The organism is Cloacibacterium normanense (genome assembly GCF_003860565.1).
Classification (GTDB): Bacteria; Bacteroidota; Bacteroidia; order Flavobacteriales; family Weeksellaceae; genus Cloacibacterium; species Cloacibacterium normanense.
Genome location: NZ_CP034157.1, coordinates 1,894,558 through 1,919,405, shown reverse-complemented (window position 1 = coordinate 1,919,405; position 24,848 = coordinate 1,894,558). Strand labels below are relative to the sequence as shown.

General features: G+C 34.2%; 24 protein-coding genes, 1 other RNA gene and 1 pseudogene. 16 read left to right on the top strand and 10 right to left on the bottom strand.

The genetic code is table 11. From position 1 onward, the window contains the following. The first annotated feature begins 24 nt into the window (after positions 1-24). The 6 genes and pseudogenes from EB819_RS08770 to rpoN all read left to right on the top strand — a co-directional run bounded on the left by EB819_RS08770 (position 25) and on the right by rpoN (position 4,969). Complete coding sequence (locus EB819_RS08770) at positions 25-585, top strand: 30S ribosomal protein S16 (protein ID WP_069798862.1); 561 nt, start codon at positions 25-27, stop codon at positions 583-585. 127 nt (positions 586-712) lie between these two features. Further along, positions 713-1,258: a ribosome maturation factor RimM gene (gene rimM / locus EB819_RS08765; RefSeq protein ID WP_069798864.1), complete on the top strand. Its 546-nt coding sequence runs from the start codon at positions 713-715 to the stop codon at positions 1,256-1,258. Between the two features lie 102 nt (positions 1,259-1,360). Then, positions 1,361-2,809: an asparagine--tRNA ligase gene (asnS, locus tag EB819_RS08760; RefSeq protein WP_069798866.1), complete on the top strand. Its 1,449-nt coding sequence runs from the start codon at positions 1,361-1,363 to the stop codon at positions 2,807-2,809. A gap of 69 nt (positions 2,810-2,878) precedes the next feature. Beyond that, a pseudogene (locus tag EB819_RS12895) lies at positions 2,879-3,103 on the top strand (ORF6N domain-containing protein); the annotation flags it as partial. Positions 3,104-3,148: 45 nt separating this feature from the next. After that, on the top strand, positions 3,149-3,424 hold the full coding sequence (locus EB819_RS12890) for a hypothetical protein (protein ID WP_245993261.1): 276 nt from the start codon (positions 3,149-3,151) through the stop codon (positions 3,422-3,424). Positions 3,425-3,502: 78 nt separating this feature from the next. Then, positions 3,503-4,969, top strand: a complete 1,467-nt coding sequence (gene rpoN / locus EB819_RS08750; protein ID WP_069798868.1) for an RNA polymerase factor sigma-54 — start codon at positions 3,503-3,505, stop codon at positions 4,967-4,969. Positions 4,970-5,007: 38 nt separating this feature from the next. On the opposite strand, the gene EB819_RS08745 is transcribed toward rpoN, so the two are convergent. Next, positions 5,008-5,685, bottom strand: a complete 678-nt coding sequence (locus EB819_RS08745; protein WP_069798870.1) for a DUF8845 family protein — start codon at positions 5,683-5,685, stop codon at positions 5,008-5,010. After that, positions 5,678-6,214 carry an RNA polymerase sigma factor gene (locus EB819_RS08740; protein ID WP_069798872.1) on the bottom strand — a complete coding sequence of 179 codons (537 nt, stop codon included), beginning with the start codon at positions 6,212-6,214 and terminating at the stop codon, positions 5,678-5,680. The genes EB819_RS08745 and EB819_RS08740 overlap by 8 nt, the downstream gene beginning before the upstream one ends. A gap of 389 nt (positions 6,215-6,603) precedes the next feature. Between EB819_RS08740 and rnpB the strand changes: the two genes are divergently transcribed. Beyond that, positions 6,604-6,933: RNase P RNA component class A (rnpB, locus tag EB819_RS08735), an RNA gene on the top strand. Positions 6,934-6,946: 13 nt separating this feature from the next. Here the strand turns inward: rnpB and EB819_RS08730 are convergent. From EB819_RS08730 to EB819_RS08720, 3 genes are all read right to left on the bottom strand, one after another. After that, the gene (locus EB819_RS08730; RefSeq protein WP_158005955.1) at positions 6,947-7,570 is read right to left on the bottom strand and encodes a CPBP family intramembrane glutamic endopeptidase; all 624 of its coding nucleotides are present in this window, start codon (positions 7,568-7,570) and stop codon (positions 6,947-6,949) included. A 211-nt stretch (positions 7,571-7,781) separates the two neighbouring features. Continuing rightward, positions 7,782-8,657: a polyphosphate kinase 2 family protein gene (locus EB819_RS08725; RefSeq protein ID WP_069798875.1), complete on the bottom strand. Its 876-nt coding sequence runs from the start codon at positions 8,655-8,657 to the stop codon at positions 7,782-7,784. A gap of 84 nt (positions 8,658-8,741) precedes the next feature. Then, positions 8,742-9,146, bottom strand: a complete 405-nt coding sequence (locus tag EB819_RS08720) for a DUF1573 domain-containing protein (protein WP_069798877.1) — start codon at positions 9,144-9,146, stop codon at positions 8,742-8,744. 201 nt (positions 9,147-9,347) lie between these two features. Here EB819_RS08720 and EB819_RS08715 point away from each other — a divergent pair, with 201 nt between their 5' ends. The 6 genes from EB819_RS08715 to EB819_RS08690 all read left to right on the top strand — a co-directional run bounded on the left by EB819_RS08715 (position 9,348) and on the right by EB819_RS08690 (position 15,909). Continuing rightward, the gene (locus EB819_RS08715) at positions 9,348-11,963 is read left to right on the top strand and encodes a valine--tRNA ligase (protein ID WP_069798879.1); all 2,616 of its coding nucleotides are present in this window, start codon (positions 9,348-9,350) and stop codon (positions 11,961-11,963) included. 85 nt (positions 11,964-12,048) lie between these two features. After that, complete coding sequence (locus EB819_RS08710; protein ID WP_069798909.1) at positions 12,049-12,690, top strand: DUF4241 domain-containing protein; 642 nt, start codon at positions 12,049-12,051, stop codon at positions 12,688-12,690. A gap of 93 nt (positions 12,691-12,783) precedes the next feature. Beyond that, entirely contained in the window at positions 12,784-13,674 is an 891-nt protein-coding gene (locus EB819_RS08705) for a ribokinase (RefSeq protein WP_069798881.1), read from the top strand. Positions 13,675-13,773: 99 nt separating this feature from the next. Continuing rightward, positions 13,774-14,616, top strand: coding sequence for an alpha/beta hydrolase family protein (locus tag EB819_RS08700; protein ID WP_069798883.1), 843 nt, complete (start codon positions 13,774-13,776; stop codon positions 14,614-14,616). A 9-nt stretch (positions 14,617-14,625) separates the two neighbouring features. Continuing rightward, positions 14,626-15,273, top strand: coding sequence for an HD domain-containing protein (locus EB819_RS08695; protein ID WP_069798885.1), 648 nt, complete (start codon positions 14,626-14,628; stop codon positions 15,271-15,273). 48 nt (positions 15,274-15,321) lie between these two features. Beyond that, a complete protein-coding gene (locus tag EB819_RS08690; RefSeq protein WP_069798887.1) occupies positions 15,322-15,909 on the top strand; it encodes a hypothetical protein in 588 nt (195 codons plus the stop codon). Between the two features lie 59 nt (positions 15,910-15,968). On the opposite strand, the gene EB819_RS08685 is transcribed toward EB819_RS08690, so the two are convergent. From EB819_RS08685 to EB819_RS08665, 5 genes are all read right to left on the bottom strand, one after another. Beyond that, positions 15,969-17,159, bottom strand: coding sequence for an efflux RND transporter periplasmic adaptor subunit (locus EB819_RS08685; protein ID WP_069798889.1), 1,191 nt, complete (start codon positions 17,157-17,159; stop codon positions 15,969-15,971). Between the two features lie 99 nt (positions 17,160-17,258). Next, complete coding sequence (locus EB819_RS08680) at positions 17,259-18,530, bottom strand: ABC transporter permease (RefSeq protein WP_069798891.1); 1,272 nt, start codon at positions 18,528-18,530, stop codon at positions 17,259-17,261. Between the two features lie 85 nt (positions 18,531-18,615). Further along, positions 18,616-18,969: a four helix bundle protein gene (locus tag EB819_RS08675; protein ID WP_069798893.1), complete on the bottom strand. Its 354-nt coding sequence runs from the start codon at positions 18,967-18,969 to the stop codon at positions 18,616-18,618. A 90-nt stretch (positions 18,970-19,059) separates the two neighbouring features. Next, a complete protein-coding gene (locus EB819_RS08670; protein WP_069798895.1) occupies positions 19,060-20,289 on the bottom strand; it encodes an ABC transporter permease in 1,230 nt (409 codons plus the stop codon). A 53-nt stretch (positions 20,290-20,342) separates the two neighbouring features. Further along, on the bottom strand, positions 20,343-21,032 hold the full coding sequence (locus tag EB819_RS08665; RefSeq protein WP_069798897.1) for an ABC transporter ATP-binding protein: 690 nt from the start codon (positions 21,030-21,032) through the stop codon (positions 20,343-20,345). 331 nt (positions 21,033-21,363) lie between these two features. Here EB819_RS08665 and EB819_RS08660 point away from each other — a divergent pair, with 331 nt between their 5' ends. The 3 genes from EB819_RS08660 (at position 21,364) to EB819_RS08650 (ending at position 24,685) form a co-directional block, all read left to right on the top strand. After that, complete coding sequence (locus tag EB819_RS08660; RefSeq protein ID WP_069798899.1) at positions 21,364-22,338, top strand: ribonucleotide-diphosphate reductase subunit beta; 975 nt, start codon at positions 21,364-21,366, stop codon at positions 22,336-22,338. Positions 22,339-22,627: 289 nt separating this feature from the next. Beyond that, a complete protein-coding gene (locus tag EB819_RS08655) occupies positions 22,628-22,876 on the top strand; it encodes a hypothetical protein (RefSeq protein ID WP_069798901.1) in 249 nt (82 codons plus the stop codon). Between the two features lie 150 nt (positions 22,877-23,026). Then, a complete protein-coding gene (locus tag EB819_RS08650) occupies positions 23,027-24,685 on the top strand; it encodes a ribonucleoside-diphosphate reductase subunit alpha (RefSeq protein ID WP_069798903.1) in 1,659 nt (552 codons plus the stop codon). Positions 24,686-24,848: the final 163 nt, after the last annotated feature.

Here is a 24,848-nt window from a genome sequence, read left to right as displayed (position 1 = left end):
GAGTTCCCATAAATTCACAACAATATGTCAGTAAAAATTAGATTACAAAGACACGGTAAAAAAGGAAAACCTTTTTTCCACATCGTAGTAGCAGATGCTAGAGCAAGAAGAGATGGTAGATTCATCGAGAAATTAGGAATTTACAATCCAATTACTAACCCTGCAACAATTGAACTAGATGTAGATTCAGCTGTTAAATGGTTAAACAATGGTGCTCAACCAACTGATACTGCTAGAGCTATCCTTTCTTACAAAGGTGCTTTATACAAAAAACACTTACAAGGTGGTGTAGCAAAAGGTGCTTTCGACGAAGCTGAAGCTGAAAAAAGATTCAACGCTTGGTTAGAAGCTAAAGAAGCTGCTGTAAATGCTAAAAAAGACGGTTTAACTCAGTCTAAAGAAGCTGCTAAAAAAGCTGCTCTAGAAGCTGAAGCTAAAGTAAACGAAGCTAGAATTGCTGCTGCTGCTCAAGCAGAAGCTGATGCTAAAGCTGCTGAAGAAGCTGCAAACGCAGAACCTGTAGCTGAAGAAACTACTGAAGAAACTCCAGCTGCTGAAGCTGAAGGAACTGAAGCAGAAGCATAACAATTTTAGAAATAAAATGTACTAAAGACGCAATTTATTGCGTCTTTATTCTTTTAAAACAAAGTATATTTGCATCATAAAACCAAATAAAATTCTTTTGGTTTTTAAAATTTAAAAATATCAACCCATGAAAAAAGAAGATTGCTATTTTTTAGGAAAAATTACCAGAAAACACGGTCTAAAGGGAAATGTAATCATAAAACTAGATACAGACCAACCAGAATTATACCATAAACTGGAAGGGATTTTTGTGGAAGTGAACGGACTTCTCGTGCCTTTTTTTGTGGAAAAGCAACAATGGGGAAATGATAACTCTAAAATCATTACTTTCAAGAATTCTTCTGAACAATTGGTAGAACAATCTATTGGAAAGAATGTTTTTTTACCACTTTCTACCTTGCCTAAACTTTCAGGAAATCAATTTTATTATCACGAAGTCATTGGGTATGAAATCAGAGAAGAAGATGGAAAATCTTGCGGAAACATTGTAGAAATAAACGACCAAACTGCACAGCATTACTTTATTCTAAAATTAGCAGACAAAGAAATCATCATTCCGATTATTAAAGGTTGGATTCTAGAAGTAAACCGTGAAGAAAAATTTATCAAAATGCAATTGCCAGAAGGTTTGATGGATGTTTTCTTAACGCCATCCAAGAATGACGAGCAATAAAATTATTCTTTTCGAAAACTAATTTTTAAAACCGTAAAAATCTCCGCGTTACATCAAAAATTACGCCAAAATTTCTTATTTTTGCTGAATAATTATGAAGTCATGAGTAAGAAGACCATTAAAGAAATTTTAGGAGATTATAAAAAACTTTTACATCACGATATTACCATTCAAGGTTGGGTAAGAGCATTCCGTTCTAACCGTTTCATCGCGTTGAATGACGGTTCTACGATAAACAACATACAGATTGTAGTAGATTTCGAAAATTTTGACGAAGAAATCATCAAAAATATTAAAACTGCTTCTTCGCTTAAAATTACTGGTGAGGTAGTAGAGAGTGAAGGGAAAGGTCAAGATATAGAAATCATTGCGAAGAAAATTACAATTCTTGGTGATAATTTCTCTGAAGAAATGGAAAAAACTGTTCTTCAACCAAAAAAGCACTCTTTGGAAGTTCTTCGTGAGCAGGCGCATCTTAGATTCAGAACCAATCTTTTCGGAGCGGTTTTCAGAGTGAGAAGTGCGGTGAGTTTTGCAATTCACCAGTTCTTTAACCAAAATCATTTCTTCTATATGAACACGCCAATCATCACAGGTGCTGATGCAGAAGGCGCTGGTGAAATGTTTGGAGTGACGAATTTTGATTTAAACCAAATTCCAAGAGATGAAAACGGAGACATCGATTTTGCACAAGATTTCTTTGGCAAAAAAACCAATTTGACGGTTTCTGGTCAGTTAGAAGCGGAAACCGCAGCGATGGGATTGGGTAGAGTGTATACTTTTGGGCCGACTTTCCGTGCTGAGAATTCTAATACGACAAGACACTTGGCAGAATTCTGGATGGTAGAACCAGAAGTGGCTTTCAATAACTTGGAAGATAATATAGATTTGGCTGAAAATTTCTTGAAATATGTAATCGGTTATGTTCTAGAAAATTGCAAAGATGATTTGAAATTCTTAGACCAGAGATTTGCTGAAGAACAAAAACAAAAACCAGAAAAAGATAGAGCAAAAGAAGGTTTGATAGAAAAATTAGAAAACGTAATTAAAAAGCGTTTCATGAGAGTTTCTTATTCTGAAGCCATCGAAATTCTATTGAATTCTAAAGAAAATAAAAAAGGAAAATTCCAATTCCCAATTGAAGAATGGGGCGCAGATTTACAATCAGAACACGAGCGTTATTTGGTAGAAAAACACTTTGAGTCTCCAGTAGTTTTATTTGATTATCCTAAAGAAATCAAAGCATTCTACATGAGATTAAACGAAGATGGAAAAACCGTAGCGGCAATGGACGTTCTTTTCCCAGGAATTGGAGAAATCATTGGTGGTTCACAAAGAGAGGAAAGATTAGATGTTTTGAAAACTAAAATGCAAGAAATGCACGTAGATGAACACGAACTTTGGTGGTATCTAGATACTAGGAAATTTGGTTCTGTTCCACATGCTGGTTTCGGTTTAGGTCTAGAAAGATTAATCCTTTTTGTAACGGGAATGACCAATATTAGAGACGTAATTCCTTTCCCTAGAACTCCGAAAAACGCTGAGTTTTAAGGGGGATTAAGGTTGTGTCTAGATGTTTTTTAGTCTACAGCCTTAAAATTTCATAAAACTAATAACCAAATGCTTATAAAATTTAACAACATCGAGGAAAAGATAATTACCTTGAGAAATGAAAAAGTAATTATCGATAGTGATGTAGCAGAATTGTATGGAGTAGAAACTAAAAGAATAAATGAAGCGGTAAAAAACAATCCTGAAAAATTTCCGCATTGATATATTTTAGAGATTGACAAAACAGAGATTGAAGATTTGCGGTCGAAATTTTCGACCACAAAATGGTCGTCAAAATCTAGAGTTTTGCCAAAAGCTTTTACAGAAAAGGGTTTATATATGTTGGCTACAATTTTGAAAAGTCAAAAAGCAACACAAACGACCATCGCTATTATTGAAACTTTTACAAAAATTAGAGAATTATCTCGTACTGTTTCAGAATTGGCAGAAGTGAAAGATGAAAGTGAACAAAAATCTTTGATGCAGAAAAGTGGTGAAATTATTTCTGATATATTGGGAGAAGAATTGAAAACTACAGATACAGAAACCACAGTAGAACTCAATTTTGCGGTATTGAAATTTAAACATACCATCAAAAGAAAAACCGATAAATAAATTTTATAAAAATAATTTTTAAAAATATAACACTCCAAAAATTCAAATTGATAATTTTGAATTTCTAAATAATAAACAATGCTCAAACAAAACCTACAAATAAAATTAGGACAAAAATTAGCTCCTCAGCAAATTCAGTTGATGAAGTTGATACAGCTTCACACGCTTGAATTTCAGGAAGAGTTAGAGCGTGAGTTAGAAGAAAATCCTGCCTTGGAAGTCGTTAAAGAAGATAGTGGTGATGAGGACGATTTTAGCAGTTTAGACTCGGATTACGAAAGTGAAGGAAGCGAAAGCATAGATACTGATTTTGATGTAGATGAATATTTGTATGATGATGAGCCTTCTTATAAAACCGCTTCTAGCAATTTTTCTGCAGATGACGAAGATTTTGATAACGAAAGTTTATTAACAGAAGGACAATCTTTGTATGATTATTTGATGGAGCAAATTCACTTGTCTAGTATAGACGATGAAGACCTGAAAATTGCAGAATACATCATCGGAAATCTAGATAATGACGGATATTTGAGACGTGAGATTAAAGCTATTGTAGATGATTTGGCTTTTTCGCAAGGGATTTATACCACTCAAGAAAAAGTAAAGGAAATTCTAGAAAATTATGTTCAAAAACTTGATCCAGCTGGAGTAGGAGCGAGAGATTTACAAGAATGCTTGTTGCTACAGATAGAGAAAAAAGTGAGCCGTGATAAAGCGGTAATTCTTGCAGGAAATATTTTAAGACATCAGTTTGATGCTTTAATCAATAAGCATTACGGCAAAATCATTAACAAATATGATATAGAAGAAGAAGATTTAAAAGAAGCACTGGAAGTGATTTCTAAATTGTCTCCAAAAGTTGGCGGTAATTTTGATACACAAACCATCACCATCAATCAAGAAATTATTCCAGATTTTGTGATTCAAATAAAAGATGGACAAGTTATACCGCTTCTCAACAGTAGAAATGCACCTACACTTAGAGTTTCTGAGGAATACAAAGAAATTTTAAGCACCTATTCTCATGATAAAAACTCTGCTGAACATAAACAAGCCGCACTTTTCATCAAACAAAAGTTAGATGCTGCAAAATGGTACATAGATGCCATTAACCAGAGACAAAATACGCTGATGCAAACCATTTCTGCAATTGTGAAATTACAGAAAGAATATTTCTTAACTGGAGATGAAAAAAACATCAAACCGATGATTCTGAAAGACGTAGCAGATATCACAGGATTTGATATTTCTACCATTTCTAGAGTGGTGAAAAGCAAATATGCAGACACACCAAGTGGAATTATTTTGCTCAAAAATTTATTCTCAGATTCATTGACGAATGATGATGGTGAAGAAGTTTCGACCAAGGAAATTAAAAACCACTTACAAGAAGTCATCAGTCAAGAAGACAAGAGAAAACCTCTTACAGACGACGCTTTGGTAGATGTTTTGAAGGAAAAAGGATACAATATTGCCAGAAGAACCATCGCAAAATACAGAGAACAACTCAATATTCCAGTCGCGAGATTGAGAAAAGAATTATAATAAAAAAAACCTTCAGAATTCTGAAGGTTTTTTGTTGTTTATTGTTCCTGTTCTATTTTTTGCAATTGCTCTAGATTTCTGCTCAGTCTGCTCATAATAATTCCGTAAACAATTCTGTAATACAACCAAATCATGAGAACACCTAAACCAATACTTATTACAATTCCAGTGATAAATCCTATTAAAGTGGCTTGATTTAAATGAATGTTTTGAGCTTGCAACACATTCATAATGAAATAAGTAATAATCCCCGAAAAAACAATCAATAAACCAATATTAGTAAAGATAAACAGGTTAACGGTTCTTTTGAACTTGATAATTTGGAGAATAAAATTTTTCAAATTGCATTCTACCTTAATTTTTAGGTAATTTCTGTAAAAAAGAAAAACAAAAATCGCGGTAATCAGTAAACTAAAGACTTTCAAGGCAAAATAAAGATGCTCAAAATTCATTTCCACATCATCATTCATTTGTACGCCTAGTTTTTCTAAAATATTAGTAAAACTTTTGCTTCTTTGAGTAGAAAAAATCGTACAAATCCCAACGATGGCGAAAAATAAAAATTCTGCCAAACTTATCCAGAAAATATATTTCACATAGTTGGTAGATTTTTTGTTGAGCATTCCTTCTATTTCAGACGTGTTATACACATCAGAAACGGGTTGTTCCTGCCAAGATTTTTTAAATTGGTCTATATTGAAATCTTCATTAAGCATGTTGAGTCATCAATTCTTTAAGTGTTTTTTTGAGTCTGTTCATTTTTACACGGGCATTTACCTCTGTAATCCCTAGGTTTTCTGCAATATCACGGTAAGGCAAATCGTCTAAATACATCATCACAATCGCACGTTCTACTTTTGGGAGCATTTTAATCACCTTATAAAGCAGGGTGATTTGTTGTTGCTTTTCGTCATCATCTTCTACATAATCTCTGTGGTGAAAATCCATCAACTCATCAGTCTGAGGAGATTTCGTTTTCTTTCGGAAAAGCGTAATGGCCGTATTGAGCGCTACTCTGTACATCCAAGTAGAAATTTTGGACTGTCCTTTGAATGAGTCGTAACTGCGCCAAAGTTGTAACACAATTTCTTGAAAAAGATCCTGTTCATCTTCCAGAGAATTGGTATATAATCTGGAGACTTTTATAATAAGCCCCTGATTTTCCTTTACCAACTTAGAAAATTCTTTTTGTTTAGAATCCAATTTTTTAGAAATTAAAGAACGAAGATAAGAAAATGCGCTCATTAATGAATGCCAAAACATATTTTTTTTATTGGGCGCCAAATTTGACTCCTAAAGTCATCGAACCACTTCGTTAGGTTTCTCGTTCCGCTCCCGCTTTTTTGTTTTTTAGATTCTTCCACTTCGCTCAGAATGACAAAAAACAAAAAGAGCTCCGCTCAACTCGGGGCGCAAGTTTAGGGATTTTTAGAAACCAATTTTTTTAAAATAACTTTCAGTGAAAAATACAACCAACCCTTTCTGCGTTTTTTGAGGAATCTGTAAAACGCAGAAAGGGTTCAGAATAATAAAAATACATTCCACAATATTCCATCATCCATCATCTAACATCTAACATCTAGCATCTAACATCTAACATCTAACATTCAAAATTTCCGTATCTTTGCACTCCACGAGAAAAACAGCTTGTTGATTCCAAGAAATTGGGGTAGGAAAGTCCGGACATCACAGAGCAGCATAAAGGTTAACAACCTTCCGTCGTGAGACGAGGACAAGTGCAACAGAAAGCAAGTACAGTTCGGCTGTAGTGAAACCAGGTAAACTCTATGCGATGCAATGGTAAGTATATCGATGCTTTTTAGAGCAATCTAAAAATAGGAGTAGCTCGCTCCGAAAATCGAGGGGTAACCAGCTCAAGGTTTGCAGTAATGTAAACCGTAGATAAATAACAAGCGTCCCGTTTCATCGGGAAACAGAATCCGGCTTATCGTTTTTCTCGTGGTTTCTTTTTTAGTTTCAAGCCCTTAATTTCGAATTTTTATGTTTTGAGTTTATAGTGTATAAACCTGTTATTAGTAAAATACCCCCAAAAAAAATAAACATCCAATAATATATATTTAAATTTAATTTGTCAATATTATCCAAAAGAGTTTTTCCATAGAGCTTTAATAACCCAACAATTAAATTACACAAAAAATGAAAAATCATTGGAATTATTATTTTTTTTGATTTTATATATAAGTATCCTGCTACTAAACCTAAAAGAAAAGTTGGTATTAAATTAGAGAAATTTGGAAGATAATATAATGAAAAACAAATTGATGAAAAAATAATAGCATTTTTCACTGAATATAATTTTGAGAGATTATCAATAAAAATTTTTCTAAAAATTAATTCTTCAAAAAATGGTGCAATAATTAATGCAGGAACTGCTCTAATTATGAATTCAAAATTTAATTCTGAATTCATATTTACAATATTTAGAGGGAAATCATTTGGAGTTGTAACTCTTTTATATATTTCGAAGAATGGTTCTTGCAAAATTTTCAAACCAATAGCTGATAAAATTATTGGTAAAATTAAGCTCTCACTAAATGGAATAAAAACATTTTTAAATCGAATAATGGTTTTGTTCTTCAAAAATTTTGTTAAGAAAAAATAATAACAAAAAACAGTTAGTATGCTTTGTGTTATAAATGAAATAATATAAGGAATTTTTAGAAAATAACTAATGCTACTTATCATAAAACCTATAAGATTCATTAAAATTATTAGAATGAAAGTGTAAAGTAATGCCTTCCAAAAATTCATAAAAATCTACTTTCTTAACCTTTTCCTTAACCTCTACCTATTATTCACTTTCCAATTGTCTTTTTGCTTCCGCAAGTCCAGCTTTATCTTCGGCAGAAAGTTCAGGAAATTTCAAATTCATTTCTTCTAATGCATTAATGATAATTTGTAGCGCCGTAAGTCTGGCAAACCATTTTTGGTCAGCAGGAATCATAAACCAAGGTGCGTGATCTTTACTGGTTTCGGAAATGGCTTCTTCGTAAGCCTTCATGTATTGGTCGAAAACAGCACGTTCTTTTAAGTCGCCAATAGAAAATTTCCAGTTTTTTTCTTGTTCAGCAATTCGGTCTAGGAAACGTTTTTTCTGCTCTTCTTTGGATACGTGAAGGAAAATTTTCACGATTTTCGTTCCATTTCTTGAGATATGTTTTTCAAAATCTTTGATACTTTCGTATCTATTTTTCCAGAATTTTTCATCTATTTCGTCAGTAGATTTCCAAACTTTTTCGCTTAGATTATATTCAGGATGCACTTTACACACCAAAACACTTTCGTAATGACTTCGGTTGAAAATTCCTATTTTCCCTTTTTCTGGTAAAGCCAAATAATGCCTCCAGATGAAATCATGACTGTATTCTTTAGAAGTTGGCGTTTTAAAACTGGTCACTTCGCAACCTTGCGGATTTACTCCACCGAAAACATGTTCTATCAAACTGTCTTTTCCAGCAGCATCCATCGCTTGTATCACTACCAAAAGTGATTGACTGCCATCTGCGTAAAGCTTTTCTTGAAGTTCGTAGAGTTTTTTCTTCTCTGCATCGAGCATTTTTTGACCTTCTTCTTTGGTGAGGTCGCCTTTATAATCGGTGTTAAAATCTTTGAGATTAAATTTTTGATTTTCTTTCACAAGAAAGTTATCGGTGAAATTGGTGTCCATTTTTTGAAAAATTTTGTTCAACTAAAGATAATAAAAAAAACCGACTGGTTACAGTCGGTTTTTGTATAATAATTTTAAAAAGAATTATTTTTTTGGAGCTAAAGTTTTTTCTTCAGTTTTAGCATTAGCATCTACCGTTCCTTGGATGTATAGAACCACTCTTCCGTTTACTGGATCGTTAGAAAATACATCGATAGATTTTTTGAAAGGTGCAGCATTTGCAGTGCTATAATGAACTTTAATCTGTGCAGATTTTCCAGGCATCACTGGCTCTTTTGGCCATTCAGAAGCGGTGCAACCACATCCAGGCTGTACGTTAGAAAGGATCAAAGGCTTGTTACCAGTATTTTTAAAAGTAAAAACTCTGTTTCCATCTGCATTCACAGGAACAGTACCGTAATCAATAGTTGTTTTTTCAAAAGAAATAGTTTGTGCAGAAGAGAAAACAAAACCTCCGATAAGCAACAAACCGCCAATAAATTTTTTCATATTTAGAAAGTTTTTTGTTGTAAATTAAAGTTCAAAATTATAAATAAATTCTGTAATTAAATTCAAATTCTTTTTTTTTATTTTACATTGTCTCATTCTTATTCCAAAATTCTCAAAAAGAAGACTTTTAACCATTTAAAAATTCACATTTTATCGTATTTTTGCAAATTACAAGCCAAACTCATTTTTATTTAAAATTTTATGCAAATTTCAGAAAAATATAATCCTCAGGAAACAGAACAGAAATGGTACAATTACTGGTTAGAAAATAATTATTTTCATTCTACTCCAGATAACAGACCTCCTTATACGATTGTAATTCCGCCACCAAACGTGACGGGTATTCTTCACATGGGACACATGTTAAACAATACCATTCAAGATGTTTTGGTCAGAAGAGCCAGAATGCAAGGGTTTAATGCACTTTGGGTTCCGGGAACCGACCACGCTTCTATTGCTACTGAAGCTAAAGTGGTGGCAAAACTGAAATCTGAAGGGATTAATAAATCTGATATTACCCGAGATGAATTTTTGGTTCACGCTTGGGATTGGACGCATAAATATGGCGGAACAATTCTTGAACAGTTAAAGAAATTAGGTTGTTCTTGTGATTGGGACAGAACGCGTTTCACAATGGAACCGAAACTATCTGCTCAAGTCATCAAATCTTTCGTTGATTTATACAATAAAGGTTTGATTTACAGAGGCTATAGAATGGTGAACTGGGATCCAGAAGCCAAAACCAATATTTCTGATGAAGAGGTAATTTACAAAGAACTTAACGGGAAACTTTGGTACCTTAAATATAAAATTGAAGGTTCTGAAGAGTTTATTTCTGTGGCAACGACTCGTCCTGAAACTATTTTTGGAGACGTTGCAGTTTGCGTAAATCCAAATGATGAAAAATATGCTCATCTGAAAGGTAAAAACGTAATCGTTCCGATTGTAAATAGAGTCATTCCAATTATTGAAGATGAATATGTAGACATGGAATTCGGAACTGGAGCGTTGAAAATCACTCCTGCACATGATATCAATGACTACGAAATTGGTCAAAAGCATAATTTGCCAATGATTGATTCTTTAGATGACGATGGTAAACTCAATGAACACGGATTGCATTACAACGGAAAAGATAGATTTGAGGTTAGAAAACTGATTGCTAAAGAATTAGAAGAAAATAATCTTTTGGTAAAAGCCGAAGATTATGTAAATAAAGTAGGAACTTCTGAGAGAACTGGAGCTGTAATTGAACCAAAAATCTCTCAACAATGGTTCCTGAAAATGTCTGAAATTGCGAAGCCAGCTTTGGATGTAGTAATGAATGATGAGGTGAAATTCCACCCAGAAAAATTCAAAAATACATACAGACATTGGATGGAGAACATCCGCGATTGGAATATTTCTCGTCAATTGTGGTGGGGCCAACAAATCCCAGCGTATTATTACGGAGAAGGAAGTGAGGATTATGTAGTTGCCGAAAATATAGAAGAAGCTTTGGTTTTAGCCAAAGAAAAAACCAACAACCAACAACTAACAACTGACAACTTAAAACAAGACGAAGACGCACTCGATACATGGTTCTCTTCTTGGTTATGGCCGATGTCCGTTTTTGATGGAATGTTAGACGAAAACAATGAAGACATCAAGTATTATTATCCGACTTCTGATTTGGTAACAGGTCCAGATATTATTTTCTTCTGGGTAGCCAGAATGATTATGGCAGGATTAGAATTTAAAGGCGAAGTTCCTTTCAAAAATGTATATTTTACAGGAATTGTAAGGGATAAGCAACGCAGAAAAATGTCTAAATCTCTTGGTAATTCGCCAGACCCAATTGAATTGATAGAAAAATATGGTGCAGATGGAGTTAGAGTTGGGATTTTATTGAGTTCTGCTGCTGGAAACGATTTGCTTTTTGATGAAGACTTAATGTTGCAAGGAAGAAACTTCGCGACTAAAATCTGGAACGCTTTCAGACTCATTCAAGGTTGGAAAAAAGAAGACAAACCAGCCAATGAAGCAGATTTGCAAACCATAGAATGGTTCGGAAATCAAATGAATAAAACCATTGCCGAAATCAATGACCAATTCTCAAAATTCAGAATTTCTGATGCGTTGCATTTGATTTATAAACTGATTTGGGACGATTTCTGTGCGTGGTACTTAGAAGCCATTAAACCCAATTATGGAGAAGGAATTTCTCAAGAAGTTTATGATAAAACCATCGTTTATTTTGAGGAATTAATGAGATTGTTGCATCCTTTCATGCCTTTCTTAACGGAAGAATTGTACCAGGCAATTTCGGAAAGAAGCGCAGAAGAAGCTTTGGTGATTGCTCAACAGAAAAAAGCAGAACCTTTCAGCGAAGAAAATATAAAAGCCTTTGAAACGGCTAAAGAATTGATTTCTGGCGTTAGAAACTACCGTCAAAGCAAAGGGATTTCGCCTAGAGAAGCCGTAGAATTATTTACCAATGCTGTTGCTTTTGAAAATGAAGCGGTGGTAAAAAAATTAGCCAACATCTCTGAAATTAATTTCGGAAATAAAACAGATAAACCAAGTTTCACGTTCTTAGTAGGAGCTACAGAAGTTTCTATTCCATTGAGTGAAAACCTTGATTTAGGCGAAGAAAAAGCAAAAACAGAAGAAGAACTAAAATACTTAAAAGGATTCTTAATTTCGGTAGAAAAGAAACTATCTAACGAAAAATTTGTTGCTGGTGCTCCTGCTCAAGTAGTAGAAAATGAGCGCAAAAAACAAAAAGATGCGCAAGATAAAATTGCAATTTTAGAAGAAAAATTAAAAACATTGTAGGGATTGGAAGTCTGATGTGAGGTGCTCTTTTGCATTTTGCATGAGACCACACCCAACTTCCTTTCATCAAACATCCATCATTATCATGTCACACCTAGAAAACATATCAAAACTTTTTTCTAAAAATTTTGTAGAAAATCCAATGCTAGAAACTTTTGAGGCAGGAAAAATTCATCTTCCTAGCGGAAAGTTAGTCGCTTGTGACCCATTGATTACCCATGACATGAAGGAATTTGTGATTCATTTTCCTGTAGGTGATTTTCCTGTTTTTGTACACAAAGAAAGAGATAGTAATTGTATTGCTTATGTAGAAATAGTGTTCAGTAATGAACACGTAGATTCTTTTAAAATGGCAACTACAGAAGGTCAACATATTGAAGATTTACAAGGAGAAGAAGTTTTCGGGTATCCTGTAGAATCGGGGATGGGTTGTTTTATGGATGCAGAAACTCAGGATGCTCTTAATCATCTAGAAAATAGACTGTTCCATAGAAAAGGAGCAGATTTTATGGGCATTTATGAAGAGTTTTTCCATGGGCATTTCTTTGATGAAAATGGAGCGATTGACCAATTTGCTTTCCTAAAACCAGACGAAGAAAAACCAGGAAATATTTTTGCTTTCGAAACAGGATATGGAGAAGGTTTTTATGCAAGCTATATTGGTTTTGGTGCAGAAAATCAACCGGTTAAAATTATAACGGAGTTTATTGAAATAAAATCTGAATAATTATTCTTATCGAAACAAAAAAAGACTAATTTTGTTGTAGACCTAACACTGAAATTTTAAACCTATTTCAAAATTTCTAAAAATTAAACTTCAATGAAAGTAAGTGCAGAACAGCCCAAAATTATAGTAGTAGGAAGTTCTTCTATTGATTTAGTCCTCAATACATCATTTCACCCAGAACCTAATGAAACGGTAATCGCCCAAAAATCTGAAACTTTTTTTGGAGGAAAAGGCGCCAATCAAGCAGTAGGAACAGCGAGATTAGGCGCAAGTACGTTTTTTATTGGTTGCGTAGGAATGGATCCTTATGGTCAACAAATTCTTAGAAATTTAGTAGATGAAAATGTAAATGTAGGTTTTGTACACGAAGATTTAGACCACGCTACAGGAACGGCTTATGTAACTGCAGCGCACGGTAAAAACGCCATCGTAGTAGTTCCTTCAGCCAATTATTGCCTAGAACCAAAGCATTTAGAGAGCGCAGAAAGATTTTTTTCTACAGCAGATTTAGTACTAACTCAGTTAGAAATTCCGATGAATGTGGTAGAAAAAACGTATGAATTTGCCAAAAAATACAACAAGAAACTGGGAATTTATGCTTCTCCAGCTGCCAGAATTTCAGAAGAGATTCTAGAGTATGCTTCTTTTATCGTGGCAAAAAGCAATGAACTTTCCATTATTTTTGGAGAAGAATCTAGAGAAAAAATTCTGAGAAAATATCCCAATAAACTTTTTGTAAGAGATGATGCTAATTCTACCATTTATCACAATGGTTCAGAGATGAAATACCACAGAAACGACCCAGAAGACATGCCCAATAAAATGGGAATGGGAGACGCTTTCACTTCTGGTTTTTCCATCGCATTATGTCATGGAAATGAGATAGATGATTGTGTGAAATTCGGGAATGATGTTTCGTTAAAAGTGGCACAAAAAAGAGGTTCTCAAACAGGATTGCCCAAATTAAAAGATTTCGGATTGTAGCAGTAAACCATAGAATAATATGCAGAGAATTTCAAATTTTTGGAATTCTCTTCTTTTTTTAGATATTTTTGGAAACAGAATTTCAATAGATTTTCTCTTATGAATAATACCATTACCATCCATACTCAAGACCAATATCCTATTATCGCAACTCTCTTTGAGCCAGAAAATGCGAATGGGAAACTACTGTTGGTGAATTCTGCAACTGGCGTGAAGCAACAAACGTATTATGCTTTTGCACAACATTTTGCAGAATTGGGATTTGTGGTGATAACCTATGATTACAGAGGAGTGGCGCTTTCTAAACCAGACCAGCTCAGAGGTTTTAAAGCGAGCATGATAACTTGGGGAAATACAGATTATAAAGCCGTTACAGATTTTATAGAGGAGCATTATCCAAATCACCGAAAATTTCTAATCGGTCATTCTGTGGGCGCTTTAATCCTCGGAATGAATAAAGGTTCAGAAATTTTTGAAAAATTCTGTTTCGTGGCCACTCAAAATACTTATTTTGGACATCTTTCTCCAAGAATTAAAATGTTGGGATTATTGGGTTTTGGCTTGTATCAACCATTACTTACTCGGGTAAAAGGATATTTCAAGACGTATTTTGTGAATTTAGGCGAATCTTTACCCAAAGGTGTTTCAGATGATTGGCGAACTCTCATCATGAATCGAAAATCCGTAAATCGATTACTCGAAAAAACGGAGAATTTCTCTAAAAATTTACATCAAGAAGTCTTATATCTCAACATGCAAGATGATGATTGGATTACAGAAACGGGAATGAAACTGCTCATGAACGAAACCTATGTCAATATGAAACCTATTTACAGAACCGTGCATCCTCACGAAAGCAATGGAGAAGAAATAGGGCACATTAATTTTTTTAGAGCAAAACACAGTAAACTTTGGAGCATTGTTTTCGATTGGTTTTCGTAGTTTTGGAACATGAAAAATCACATTACCCTTACCATAAATTTTGTTAAAGAAAAACTAGAAGGTGCAGAAGCAGGACACGATTGGTTTCACATAGAACGCGTCTGGAAAATCTCTAAAAAAATAGCCGAAAAAGAAGGCGGAAATCTAGAAGTAATAGAACTTTCTGCGCTATTGCACGATATTGCAGACCCTAAGTTTCACAACGGTGATGAAACTTTGGCGCTCAAAATTTCTAAAGATTTTCTTGAAGAAATTCATGTAGAGGGTGAATTAATAGAGCAAGTGTTGTTTGTTATCAAAAATATTTCCTTCAAAAATAGAGCAGAAGCTCCAGAAAATCCTCCTTTAGAATTACAAATTGTACAAGATGCAGACCGTTTGGATGCGATTGGTGCAATTGGGATTGCAAGAACTTTCAATTTTGGTGGATTCAAGAATAATTTGATGTATCATCCAGAAATCAAGCCGAATCTAGGCATGAACAAAGAAGAATACAAAAAATCAAACGGAACCACCATCAACCATTTTTACGAAAAATTATTGTTGCTCAAAGATTTAATGAACACCGAAACGGCAAAAAAAATCGCGTCAGAAAGACACGATTTCATGTTGCAATTTCTAGATGAATTTTATAAAGAATGGAATGTGGAATTGTAGAATTTCTGATTTTTTCAAAAGTCAACCAAAAACAATATCTTTGTTAGAATGAATAGTCTCAATTTTGTTTTACTTTTTCTCTTAATTCTAGCTCTTATTTTAAGTTTATTTAAAATAGGAGCTAGAGCGAAATGGGCTAAAAATATCAGATTTTTTATTGTGATTTTAGGTTTAGCATTTTTCGGATATTGGTTTTTTCAAAAGAGTTTTAGCAATTTTTTAGAAAAATCCATGTCGATTCAGGTCATCAATAGAGTGAACCAACCGCTTGATATTTATGCCATAAAAGTCATTGACAAAGACCAAAATAAATTTCTCACCAAACATTTAGGCAAAGTAAGAACCAATCACTATCAAATAGACTATTTTGTGATGAGCAATTCTAATGAATTTTGGGTGGCTGCTTACAATATTAAAAATAAACTGGTTTACTTCTCACAACACAGTGTTCAGAACAAAGAAGAAGACCAAAAAATAGAGGTGAGAACCTTTTTAAACCAAAGTCAAAAACTATCAGACATCGCCGAAAAAGTGATAGAAAAGAATAAACTAGAAAACGTAAATCAAAGCATTTTTGTCTCTCTTACTTTATTGGTTTTGTTCTTAAATGTAGTGCTTTTAACAAGGAAAAAATAAAAAAGAACTTCTAAAATTTCTAGAAGTTCTTTATTTTCATTGATGCTATTAAGCGGTTTTTATTTTTTCTTTTCTTTCAATTCTTCTTTGTCTTTATCAGATGGGTTCCAAACTTTTACTTCAGAATCTTTAGTAATTCCTGAAAGAATTTGAACATTAATTCCATCAGATGCACCCAGTTTTACGGTCACTTTTTTGAATTTTCCGTCTTTCTGTTTTACTTCTACAAAAGGAACATCTTTACCATTTTGTTTTTCATATTGAATAAGACTTTCGTCTAGAAGCAAAGCATTTTTCTGAGAGCTCAAAACAATTTCGCCATTGGCAGAAAATCCAGCTCTGATGTATTCATTACTCGGGTTAAAAACGTCTCCTTCAATCGGGAATTTGATGGTTCCGTTTTCATCTTTTCCTTTTGGAGCAATCATGGTTACTCTTCCTGGGAAAGTTTTATTTTGTAAAGCACCGATGACGATGTTCATCTCCATGCCTTCCTTAATTTTTCCAGCTTGAGCTTCGTCTATTTTTCCTTCAAAAATAAGAGAGTTAAGGTCTGCAACACTACAAATAGTAGTTCCAGCGTTAAACTGATTGGCTTCAATTACCTGATAACCAATTTTTACAGGAACTTCTAGTACCGTTCCAGTGGCTTTAGAACGAATTTGAGTAGTAGCAAGACTTTGTAAACCTTCGGCAACACCAGTTCTAGCGATTTGTAGATTTTTTTGAGCGGTTTGCAATTGTTGTTGCGCGTTTTTCAATTGATTTTGCATCGATTGCAATTGCTGTTGAGCAGTAAGAAACTCTTGCTTAGAAATTACACCTTGAGTGTACAAACGTTGTTGCATCGCAAATTGCTGTTGCTGATTTGCCAAATTAATTTTAGCATTGTTAATTTGAAGATTTGCATTTTGCACTTCTTGTTGAGCAGCATTTACCTGAGGAACGCTCGGTACAATTTTAAGGGTAGCAATAAGTTCTCCCGCAGAAACATGGTCGCCTTCTTTTACCAAGATTTTGTCTATAATCCCAGACATATTCGGCTTAATTTCTACTTCTTCTCTCGGAACTATTTTACCAGTAGCCATTACTTTATCATCAAGGTTTTGCACGAATGGTTTTCTGGTGAGAAAAGCTTCGCTTTCTTGAGAATTAGATTTAATCAGGTAACTTATTCCCATCAGAAGTCCAGCTGCAAAAAGCAAACCTAAGAGAATATAAACTACTTTTTTGAAGGTTAAGTTTTTCATTTTATATGAAATATTTAATTGTTGTCAATTTTAATTTATTTTTTAATTCACCATTCATTTTTCCAAAAGAAAAAATTCACAATGGCAAATTCACATGTATTATTCGCTTCTTAAAGCTTCTATCGGCTTAATTTTCACGGCTCTTTGTGCAGGAATCATCCCGATGAGAAGTCCTAAAATCGTCATCACTGCCATCGCTGCAAAAACGTGTGAATAATTTACCGTAGGATTATAAAATGGGAAAGCATCTTGGTTTTGAGTCATCGCATTGATAATCATCAAAAGGAAAATCCCGAAAATAAATCCTAATAATCCCGAAGTCAAGGTAATCACCACACTTTCTAATAAAATTTGGTTTCTTACTTCAGAAGGCTTCGCTCCCAAAGCTCTTCGGATGCCTATTTCTTTGGTTCTTTCTTTTACGGTAATTAATAAAATGTTAGAAATCGCAATCACACCCGCCAAAATGGTGAGTGCTCCTACAATAATGGTCAGCAATTGCATTCCTGTTAAAAAACCATACATTTTCCCGAACATTTTCCCCAAGTTGAAACTTCCAAAAGCGTTGGTGTCTTCAGGAGAAACGTTGTTTTTCTTTTTAAGTTCTAGTTTGGCTTGTTCTTCTACGGTTTCCAGATTGGCTTCTGGTTTACTCACGATGGCAAAAAAGCCTACTTTGTCTCCATCATTGTACATTTTAGTATAAGTAGAAAGCGGAATGTACGCAGTAGTGTCATTATCCATAGGTCCACCAGCTTTGGCTACTTTATAAACACCGATAACGTTAAAGAAAATACCTTTGATATTGATAGATTTCCCAATAGGGTTTTCATTTTTCTTAGCATCAAAGAAGTTTTTATAAATTTCTTCACCGATGACTACTACGTTTTTACTGGCAGTAACATCTGCATCATTGATATATCTTCCGAAGATTAATTTCTTTTCAGAAATTTTATTTCCTGCAGGGTAATCTCCAGTAAGGGTATACGTGGTAGATTTTCCGTTGCGGTTCATTTGTTCACCAGGATTTCCAAAATTTCCTCTGGAATTTTGAGGCGAAATGTAATCAATCTGTGGGATTTTCTTTTCCAATAAATCCATATCAGGAAGGTGCAAACTCAGTTGTCTGCCTTTTGGGAAACCGTTATACGGAATAGTAGTATTCTGTGCCCACATAAAAATAGAATTGGTCGCAAATCCAGAAAATAATTTGTCAAAACCGTTTTCCATACCTTTTGCAGCACCCAATAAACTAACAAACAAAAACATACCCCAACCTACACCAATCATGGTGAGGAAAGTACGAAGTTTATTATTTTTAAGTGAATAATAAATTTCTTGCCACGTATCTATTTTGAATATGATGTTCATATTGTTGTCAATTTTTTGCTTTGCAAAAGTGAATTCCTTAAGGTGAATTTCTACGAATGAATTTTAAATTCACGATTCACTTTTTTCAACTATTCATTAATTTTGATAATAATATAAAAGTCGTTTTAATATTTTTTCCTAAGTCTGTTAAATCTTCTTGTTCTAAATATTTCTCTTCTAAAATGATTTCACAACAAGAATCAATTTCTATGATTGAGCCTCTTGCTATTTCATAAAACCTGTTACTTTCAATTTTTGACTTTCTAGAAGAGCCTTCTGAAATATTCAAAACGATAGATGTTGATGCTCTTCTTATTTGATCAATTAAATTATATTTTTCTGTATCAGGCAAAAATCTTATGGTTTTGTAACATTGTTTTCTCAATTCTTTTGCTGACTTATATACATCTAAATTATAATGGTTTAAGTTTAAAAACATATTTATGGTTAAGATTTTATAAAAATTTCAATTGGAAAAATTCACCATTCATTTTCCAAAGGGAAAAATTCACAAATTAATTCACCTCCATTACTCCGCTCTCAGCGCTTCTATTGGTTTTATTTTACTCGCTCTGTATGCAGGAACAAATCCAGCAAGCAATCCAGACATCACCAAACTGATAAATGCTGCGGTAATCAATAGCCAACCAACACTTGGGTCTTTAATGAAATATTCTTCTAAACTATTGCCAATTAATTTCAAAGTCAAAACGCCTAAAGCAACGCCGATTAATCCAGAAATTACGGTAATCACAATACTTTCTTGAATAATCAAAGTGACAATGCTTCTCGGTTTAGCACCGATGGCTTTTCTTACCCCAATTTCCTGAGTTCTTTCTTTCACGATATACACCATGATATTGCTAATACCAATAATTCCTGCCAATAAAGTTCCGAGACCAATGAATCCTACAATCATGGTAATGACAAATAAAAATTGGAAAGAATCTTTCAAACCTTCTGCTCTGTTTCTTACGACCACGGCATTTTCATCATCAGGAGAAACTTTTTTTCTGGCTTTTAATTCCTTTTTCAGTTGGTCACTATAAGCGAGGGCTTGTTCAGGATTTAGTTTTTCGTCATAGGCAATGTAAACCGTGCTCACCGTATCAGAACCTTTTTTCATTTGCTGAAGCGTAGAAATAGGGATGGAAATCATACGTTCGTCCCAGTCACCACCATCATCAGAAAAAACGCCTATCACTTTGAAAACACTACCGTTAATCTCGAGTTCTTTTCCTACAGGATCTCCATTTTTGATGAGGTCGCGCTGTACCATTCTACCGATTACGGCTACATTTTGTTTTTCGTCAATATCTTTTGGAGAGATAAATCTTCCGTTGAGTAATTGTCGGTTCTCTATTTTTACTTCTTCATCATTGGCTCCACTGATTTGGTAGAAACCACTTTCTTTCCCATATTTTACATTAAGATTGGTAGAATATCGTGGAGTAGAATACTGCACTTTTTCAGGATGCGCATCTACAATAGCGTTATAGTCACTATTATTGAGGGTTACTTGTCTGTCAGCTTGTAAGCCTTCATAAGCAATGGTGGTTTTTCCAGTAAAAATGGAAATAAGATTCTGTGCATCTCTGGTAAATCCTTCTTGGAAGGCATTTTGCAATCCTTTTCCAATACCGAAGAGAACAATAAAAATATATAAACCCAGCGCTACGGTAAACCCAGAAAGCACCGTTCGCAATACATTACTGCGAATAGAACTGAAAATTTCTTGCCAACGGTCTATATCAAACATATTTATTTATTTGTTTCGAGTTTTCAAAATCTCGCATCTCATATCTCGTATCTTTACAATACCACCTGCTGTATATACTCATCCGTTTCAATGACACCATCTCTCAAATGTACATTTCTCTTGGTTTGAGCAGCTACATCAGGTTCGTGGGTAACTACAATGATGGTTTTCCCTTCATTATTAATATCTTGAAGAAGTTTCATAATATCATGAGTGGTCTGAGAATCGAGTGCTCCTGTTGGTTCATCCGCCAAAATCACTTTAGGATTGGTAATTAAAGCTCTTGCAATCGCTACACGCTGTTTTTGTCCACCCGAAAGTTCATTAGGCAAGTGATTCGCCCATTGTGCTAAACCTACTTTCTCTAAATATTCCATCGCGCGTTGGTTTCGCTCTTTTCTAGGTACATCTTGATAATAGAGTGGAAGCGCTACATTTTCTAATGCCGTTTTATACCCAATTAAATTGAACGATTGGAAAACAAATCCTAAAAATTTACTTCTGTATTCTGCCGCTTTGGTCTCGGTGAGATGTTCTATAGGAATGCCATCTAATTCATAGATTCCGCTGTCTTTTTCATCTAAAATACCAATGATATTCAGTAAAGTAGACTTTCCAGAACCAGAACTTCCCATAATCGAAACGAACTCTCCTTCGCCGATTTCTAGGTTAATTCCTTTCAATACGTGCAACTTATTATGACCGATATCGTAAGACTTATGTAAATCCTTGATGACTAGCATGGGCTTTTTTGGAATAAGTAGTAAATTTTAGAAACTTGTTACAAGAAAAAAAGAGCAAAAATTTTAAAATCTTTTGTTTAATTGTAAAATACTTTAAATAATGAAATTCTGTGTAATTGTTTAATTAAAAATACCTTTTAAAAGCCCTATTTAAGTGCCAAGTACACGCAAAGGCTTTATTCATCAAACCTCTATGTAATTGTGGAAAACTTTTGCCCCTAAAAACCAAAAATTTAACATGAATGAGGCGTTTTCATTTTTGATTTATAACTTCAATTTCTATTTTTGTGGTCAGACTTAATCAGATAATTAATAAAAAAAGCAACAAGCTATGGGAATTTTTGACAAACGTATCAGTTATAAACCTTTTGAATATCCGGAAGTACTACAATTTGTTGATGCTATTAATAAATCTTTTTGGGTACACTCAGAAATAGATTTTACTGCGGATGTACAAGATTTCCATTCTAATCTTCAACCGTACGAACAAAACGCGGTAAAACATGCGCTTTTAGCGATTGCTCAAATTGAAGTTTCTGTAAAAACTTTCTGGGGAAATCTGTACAACCACATGCCAAAACCAGAACTCAATGGTTTAGGAGCTACTTTTGCAGAATGCGAATTCCGTCACAGTGAGGCTTATTCTAGATTATTGGAAGTATTAGGATATAATGATGAATTCAATAATGTGATAGAAATTCCTGCCATCAGAGAGAGAATAGACTATTTGAATACGGTTTTAGCCAATGCTAAATCTACCAATCATAAAGAGTACGTTTCTTCATTGTTATTATTCTCTATTTTAATAGAAAACGTTTCGCTATTCAGTCAGTTTGCCACGATTTTATCTTTTACAAGATTCAAAGGGTACATGAAAAATGTATCGAACATCATCGCTTGGACTTCGGTAGATGAACAAATTCACGCCAATGCTGGAATCTATTTAATCAATAAAATCCGAGAAGAACAACCAGAATTATTGACCGATGCAGACATCGAAGATATCTATGGTTTAGTAGACCGTTCTGTAGAACTGGAAGCGAAAATTCTAGACTGGATTTTCGAAGCGGGAGAGATAGACATGTTCTCAAAAGAAGACTTGCTCAACTTTATGAAATATAGAGTAGACGATTCTTTGAAAAAAATTGGCATGAAAACCCGTTACAACGTAACCCCTGAACAATACAAACCAATGATGTGGTTCGAGGAAGAAGTTTTTGCCAATTCATTAGATGACTTCTTTGCAAAAAGACCAGTAGATTATACCAAGCACGATAAAAGCATCACTGCTAACGATTTATTCTAACTGTTTGCTGGGAGTCGGATGCTGGAAGATGGAAGTCTTTAGCGCGAGCGAAGCGAGCGTCAATTGTTTTCAAGATAGAGAACGTAAAAAATCAATAGGAACGGGCTTTTTTATGCTGAGCTAAGCCGAAGTAAGCCCGTTTTTAAAAATTATAAAATCAATTTGGCTTTAGCCAAAACTTAAAAATTAAATTTTTAGAAAAATCAAGAGATTGCTTCGTACCTCGCAATGACAATCTTATAAAAGGAATGAGTAACTCGTAACTCGAACCTCGAAACAAAACACTATTATGACGCCAGAAATTATTGATGAAGTTCAATTCACAAGATCCGTAGAATTTCGCCTCGGAGAATACCTTTATATGGGTATGGGCATAGTGAAAAACCAAAGAGTATGCATCGCTGTGGCATACAAAATAGATTATTGTATTAAAAAAGCATTACAATTTGAAGAAGCAGATAGCAATGTAATTTTCACACACATCAACAAAGTGAAAGTTGGCGAATTAGATCGCTGTAGAAAATTTTATTGGAATTAGAAAAGTTCCAGAGAAACGGTAAGTTGGTAGATAAATTGATGTTGGGTTATAGAGAGTTCCAGAGGAACGCCCCATTGGTAGAATCCAGAGGAATGACCTAGTGGTAGCATCAAAAAATATAAAAAGAAACAAGAAAAGTTTAAAAAAAATATGGAAGAACAAAATACAGATATTTGGTGGTTAAATGAAGAGTCTGAGCAAATGCTAAACAGAGGTTACCTTTTGAAGGGAGAAACCGTAGAAGGAGCTATTGACAGAATTACTACAGCGGCAGCAAAACGCTTGTACAAGCCAGAACTCATTCCTGCGTTTAAGGAAATGATTACCAAAGGTTGGATTTCTTTTTCTTCTCCAGTTTGGGCAAATATGGGTACTCAACGAGGTTTGCCTATTTCTTGTTTTAATGTTCACGTTCCAGACCATATCGAAGGCATTACCCATAAATTAGGAGAAGTAATTATGCAGACCAAAATCGGAGGTGGAACTTCTGGTTATTTTGGTGAATTGCGTCACAGAGGAACAGCCGTGACAGATAATGGTAAATCTTCTGGTGCTGTTTCTTTTATGAAATTATTTGATACCGCTATGGATGTGGTTTCTCAAGGAGGCGTAAGAAGAGGAGCTTTTGCAGCATACCTAGATATAGACCATGGAGATATCGAAGAATTCTTAAATATCAAAGAAATTGGTAGTCCGATTCAGAATTTGTTTATAGGAGTTTGTGTTCCAGATTATTGGATGCAAGATATGATTGATGGAGACATGGACAAACGTAAAGTTTGGGCAAAAGTTTTAGAATCTCGTCAGAAAAAAGGACTTCCATATATTTTCTTTACCGATAATGTCAACCGTAATAAACCTCAAGTTTACAAAGATTCTGGAGCGGTAATCAATGCAAGTAACTTGTGTTCAGAAATCATGTTGCCTTCTACAGCAGACGAAAGTTTCATTTGCTGTCTTTCTTCTATGAATTTAGAATTGTATGACGAATGGAAAGATACCAATGCGGTAAAATTAGCCATCTATTTCTTAGATGCAGTATTGTCAGAATTTATTGAGAAAACTGAAGGAAACTATTACCTTTCTTCTGCTCGTAAATTTGCTTTGAGACATAGAGCATTAGGTTTGGGCGTTTTAGGATACCACTCTTACTTGCAAAAAAATATGATTCCTTTTGAAAGCATGGAAGCGAAAATGTTTAATGCAAAAGCATTCAAACAAATTCAAGAGCAATCTATACAAGCATCTAAAGAATTAGCAAATATTTATGGAGAGCCAGAAATGTTGAAAGGTTATGGTTTGAGAAACACAACTACAATGGCAGTTGCACCTACTACTTCTTCATCAGCAATTTTAGGGCAAACTTCCCCAGGAATTGAACCTTTTGCATCGAATTACTACAAAGCAGGTTTGGCAAAAGGAAATTTCATGAGAAAGAACAAATATTTAGCAAAACTGCTCGAAGAAAAAGGCTTAGACAATGAAGATGTTTGGAGAGAAATCATGTTGAATCACGGTTCTGTACAACACATGACACAGTTAACCCAAACCGAAAAAGACGTGTTCAAAACCTTTAAGGAAATTTCCCCAATGGAAATTATTACACAAGCGGGACAGCGCCAACAGTACATCGACCAAGCGCAATCATTGAACCTGAATATCCCAGCTTCATTAGCGATTAAAGATGTCAACAATCTAATGATTGAAGCATGGAAACTAGGCGTTAAAACCTTATACTACCAACGTTCACAATCTGTTTCTAAAGAACTCATGGTGAATTTTGTAACGTGTAGCTCTTGTGAAGCGTAATTCAATTGACGACTGAAGATTTTTGATTTACAATATACAAACCGCAGAAATTTCTGCGGTTTTTTTTCATCAGAAAATTTAAACTGATATATCAGTCTAATTATAAGATTTATGTAAAAAACATTTGTCTAAATGTAAAATATTTTTTACATTTGGAAGTGTA

Excerpts from the sequence above, each read along its gene's own strand:
- EB819_RS08770 (WP_069798862.1), top strand. The coding sequence starts at position 25 with ATGTCAGTAAAAATTAGATTACAAAGACACGGTAAAAAAGGAAAACCT.
- rimM (WP_069798864.1), top strand. The coding sequence starts at position 713 with ATGAAAAAAGAAGATTGCTATTTTTTAGGAAAAATTACCAGAAAACAC.
- asnS (WP_069798866.1), top strand. The coding sequence starts at position 1,361 with ATGAGTAAGAAGACCATTAAAGAAATTTTAGGAGATTATAAAAAACTT.
- EB819_RS12890 (WP_245993261.1), top strand. The coding sequence starts at position 3,149 with ATGTTGGCTACAATTTTGAAAAGTCAAAAAGCAACACAAACGACCATC.
- rpoN (WP_069798868.1), top strand. The coding sequence starts at position 3,503 with ATGCTCAAACAAAACCTACAAATAAAATTAGGACAAAAATTAGCTCCT.
- EB819_RS08745 (WP_069798870.1), bottom strand. The coding sequence starts at position 5,685 with ATGCTTAATGAAGATTTCAATATAGACCAATTTAAAAAATCTTGGCAG.
- EB819_RS08740 (WP_069798872.1), bottom strand. The coding sequence starts at position 6,214 with ATGAGCGCATTTTCTTATCTTCGTTCTTTAATTTCTAAAAAATTGGAT.
- EB819_RS08725 (WP_069798875.1), bottom strand. The coding sequence starts at position 8,657 with ATGGACACCAATTTCACCGATAACTTTCTTGTGAAAGAAAATCAAAAA.
- EB819_RS08720 (WP_069798877.1), bottom strand. The coding sequence starts at position 9,146 with ATGAAAAAATTTATTGGCGGTTTGTTGCTTATCGGAGGTTTTGTTTTC.
- EB819_RS08715 (WP_069798879.1), top strand. The coding sequence starts at position 9,348 with ATGCAAATTTCAGAAAAATATAATCCTCAGGAAACAGAACAGAAATGG.
- EB819_RS08710 (WP_069798909.1), top strand. The coding sequence starts at position 12,049 with ATGTCACACCTAGAAAACATATCAAAACTTTTTTCTAAAAATTTTGTA.
- EB819_RS08705 (WP_069798881.1), top strand. The coding sequence starts at position 12,784 with ATGAAAGTAAGTGCAGAACAGCCCAAAATTATAGTAGTAGGAAGTTCT.
- EB819_RS08700 (WP_069798883.1), top strand. The coding sequence starts at position 13,774 with ATGAATAATACCATTACCATCCATACTCAAGACCAATATCCTATTATC.
- EB819_RS08695 (WP_069798885.1), top strand. The coding sequence starts at position 14,626 with ATGAAAAATCACATTACCCTTACCATAAATTTTGTTAAAGAAAAACTA.
- EB819_RS08690 (WP_069798887.1), top strand. The coding sequence starts at position 15,322 with ATGAATAGTCTCAATTTTGTTTTACTTTTTCTCTTAATTCTAGCTCTT.
- EB819_RS08685 (WP_069798889.1), bottom strand. The coding sequence starts at position 17,159 with ATGAAAAACTTAACCTTCAAAAAAGTAGTTTATATTCTCTTAGGTTTG.
- EB819_RS08680 (WP_069798891.1), bottom strand. The coding sequence starts at position 18,530 with ATGAACATCATATTCAAAATAGATACGTGGCAAGAAATTTATTATTCA.
- EB819_RS08675 (WP_069798893.1), bottom strand. The coding sequence starts at position 18,969 with ATGTTTTTAAACTTAAACCATTATAATTTAGATGTATATAAGTCAGCA.
- EB819_RS08670 (WP_069798895.1), bottom strand. The coding sequence starts at position 20,289 with ATGTTTGATATAGACCGTTGGCAAGAAATTTTCAGTTCTATTCGCAGT.
- EB819_RS08665 (WP_069798897.1), bottom strand. The coding sequence starts at position 21,032 with ATGCTAGTCATCAAGGATTTACATAAGTCTTACGATATCGGTCATAAT.
- EB819_RS08660 (WP_069798899.1), top strand. The coding sequence starts at position 21,364 with ATGGGAATTTTTGACAAACGTATCAGTTATAAACCTTTTGAATATCCG.
- EB819_RS08655 (WP_069798901.1), top strand. The coding sequence starts at position 22,628 with ATGACGCCAGAAATTATTGATGAAGTTCAATTCACAAGATCCGTAGAA.
- EB819_RS08650 (WP_069798903.1), top strand. The coding sequence starts at position 23,027 with ATGGAAGAACAAAATACAGATATTTGGTGGTTAAATGAAGAGTCTGAG.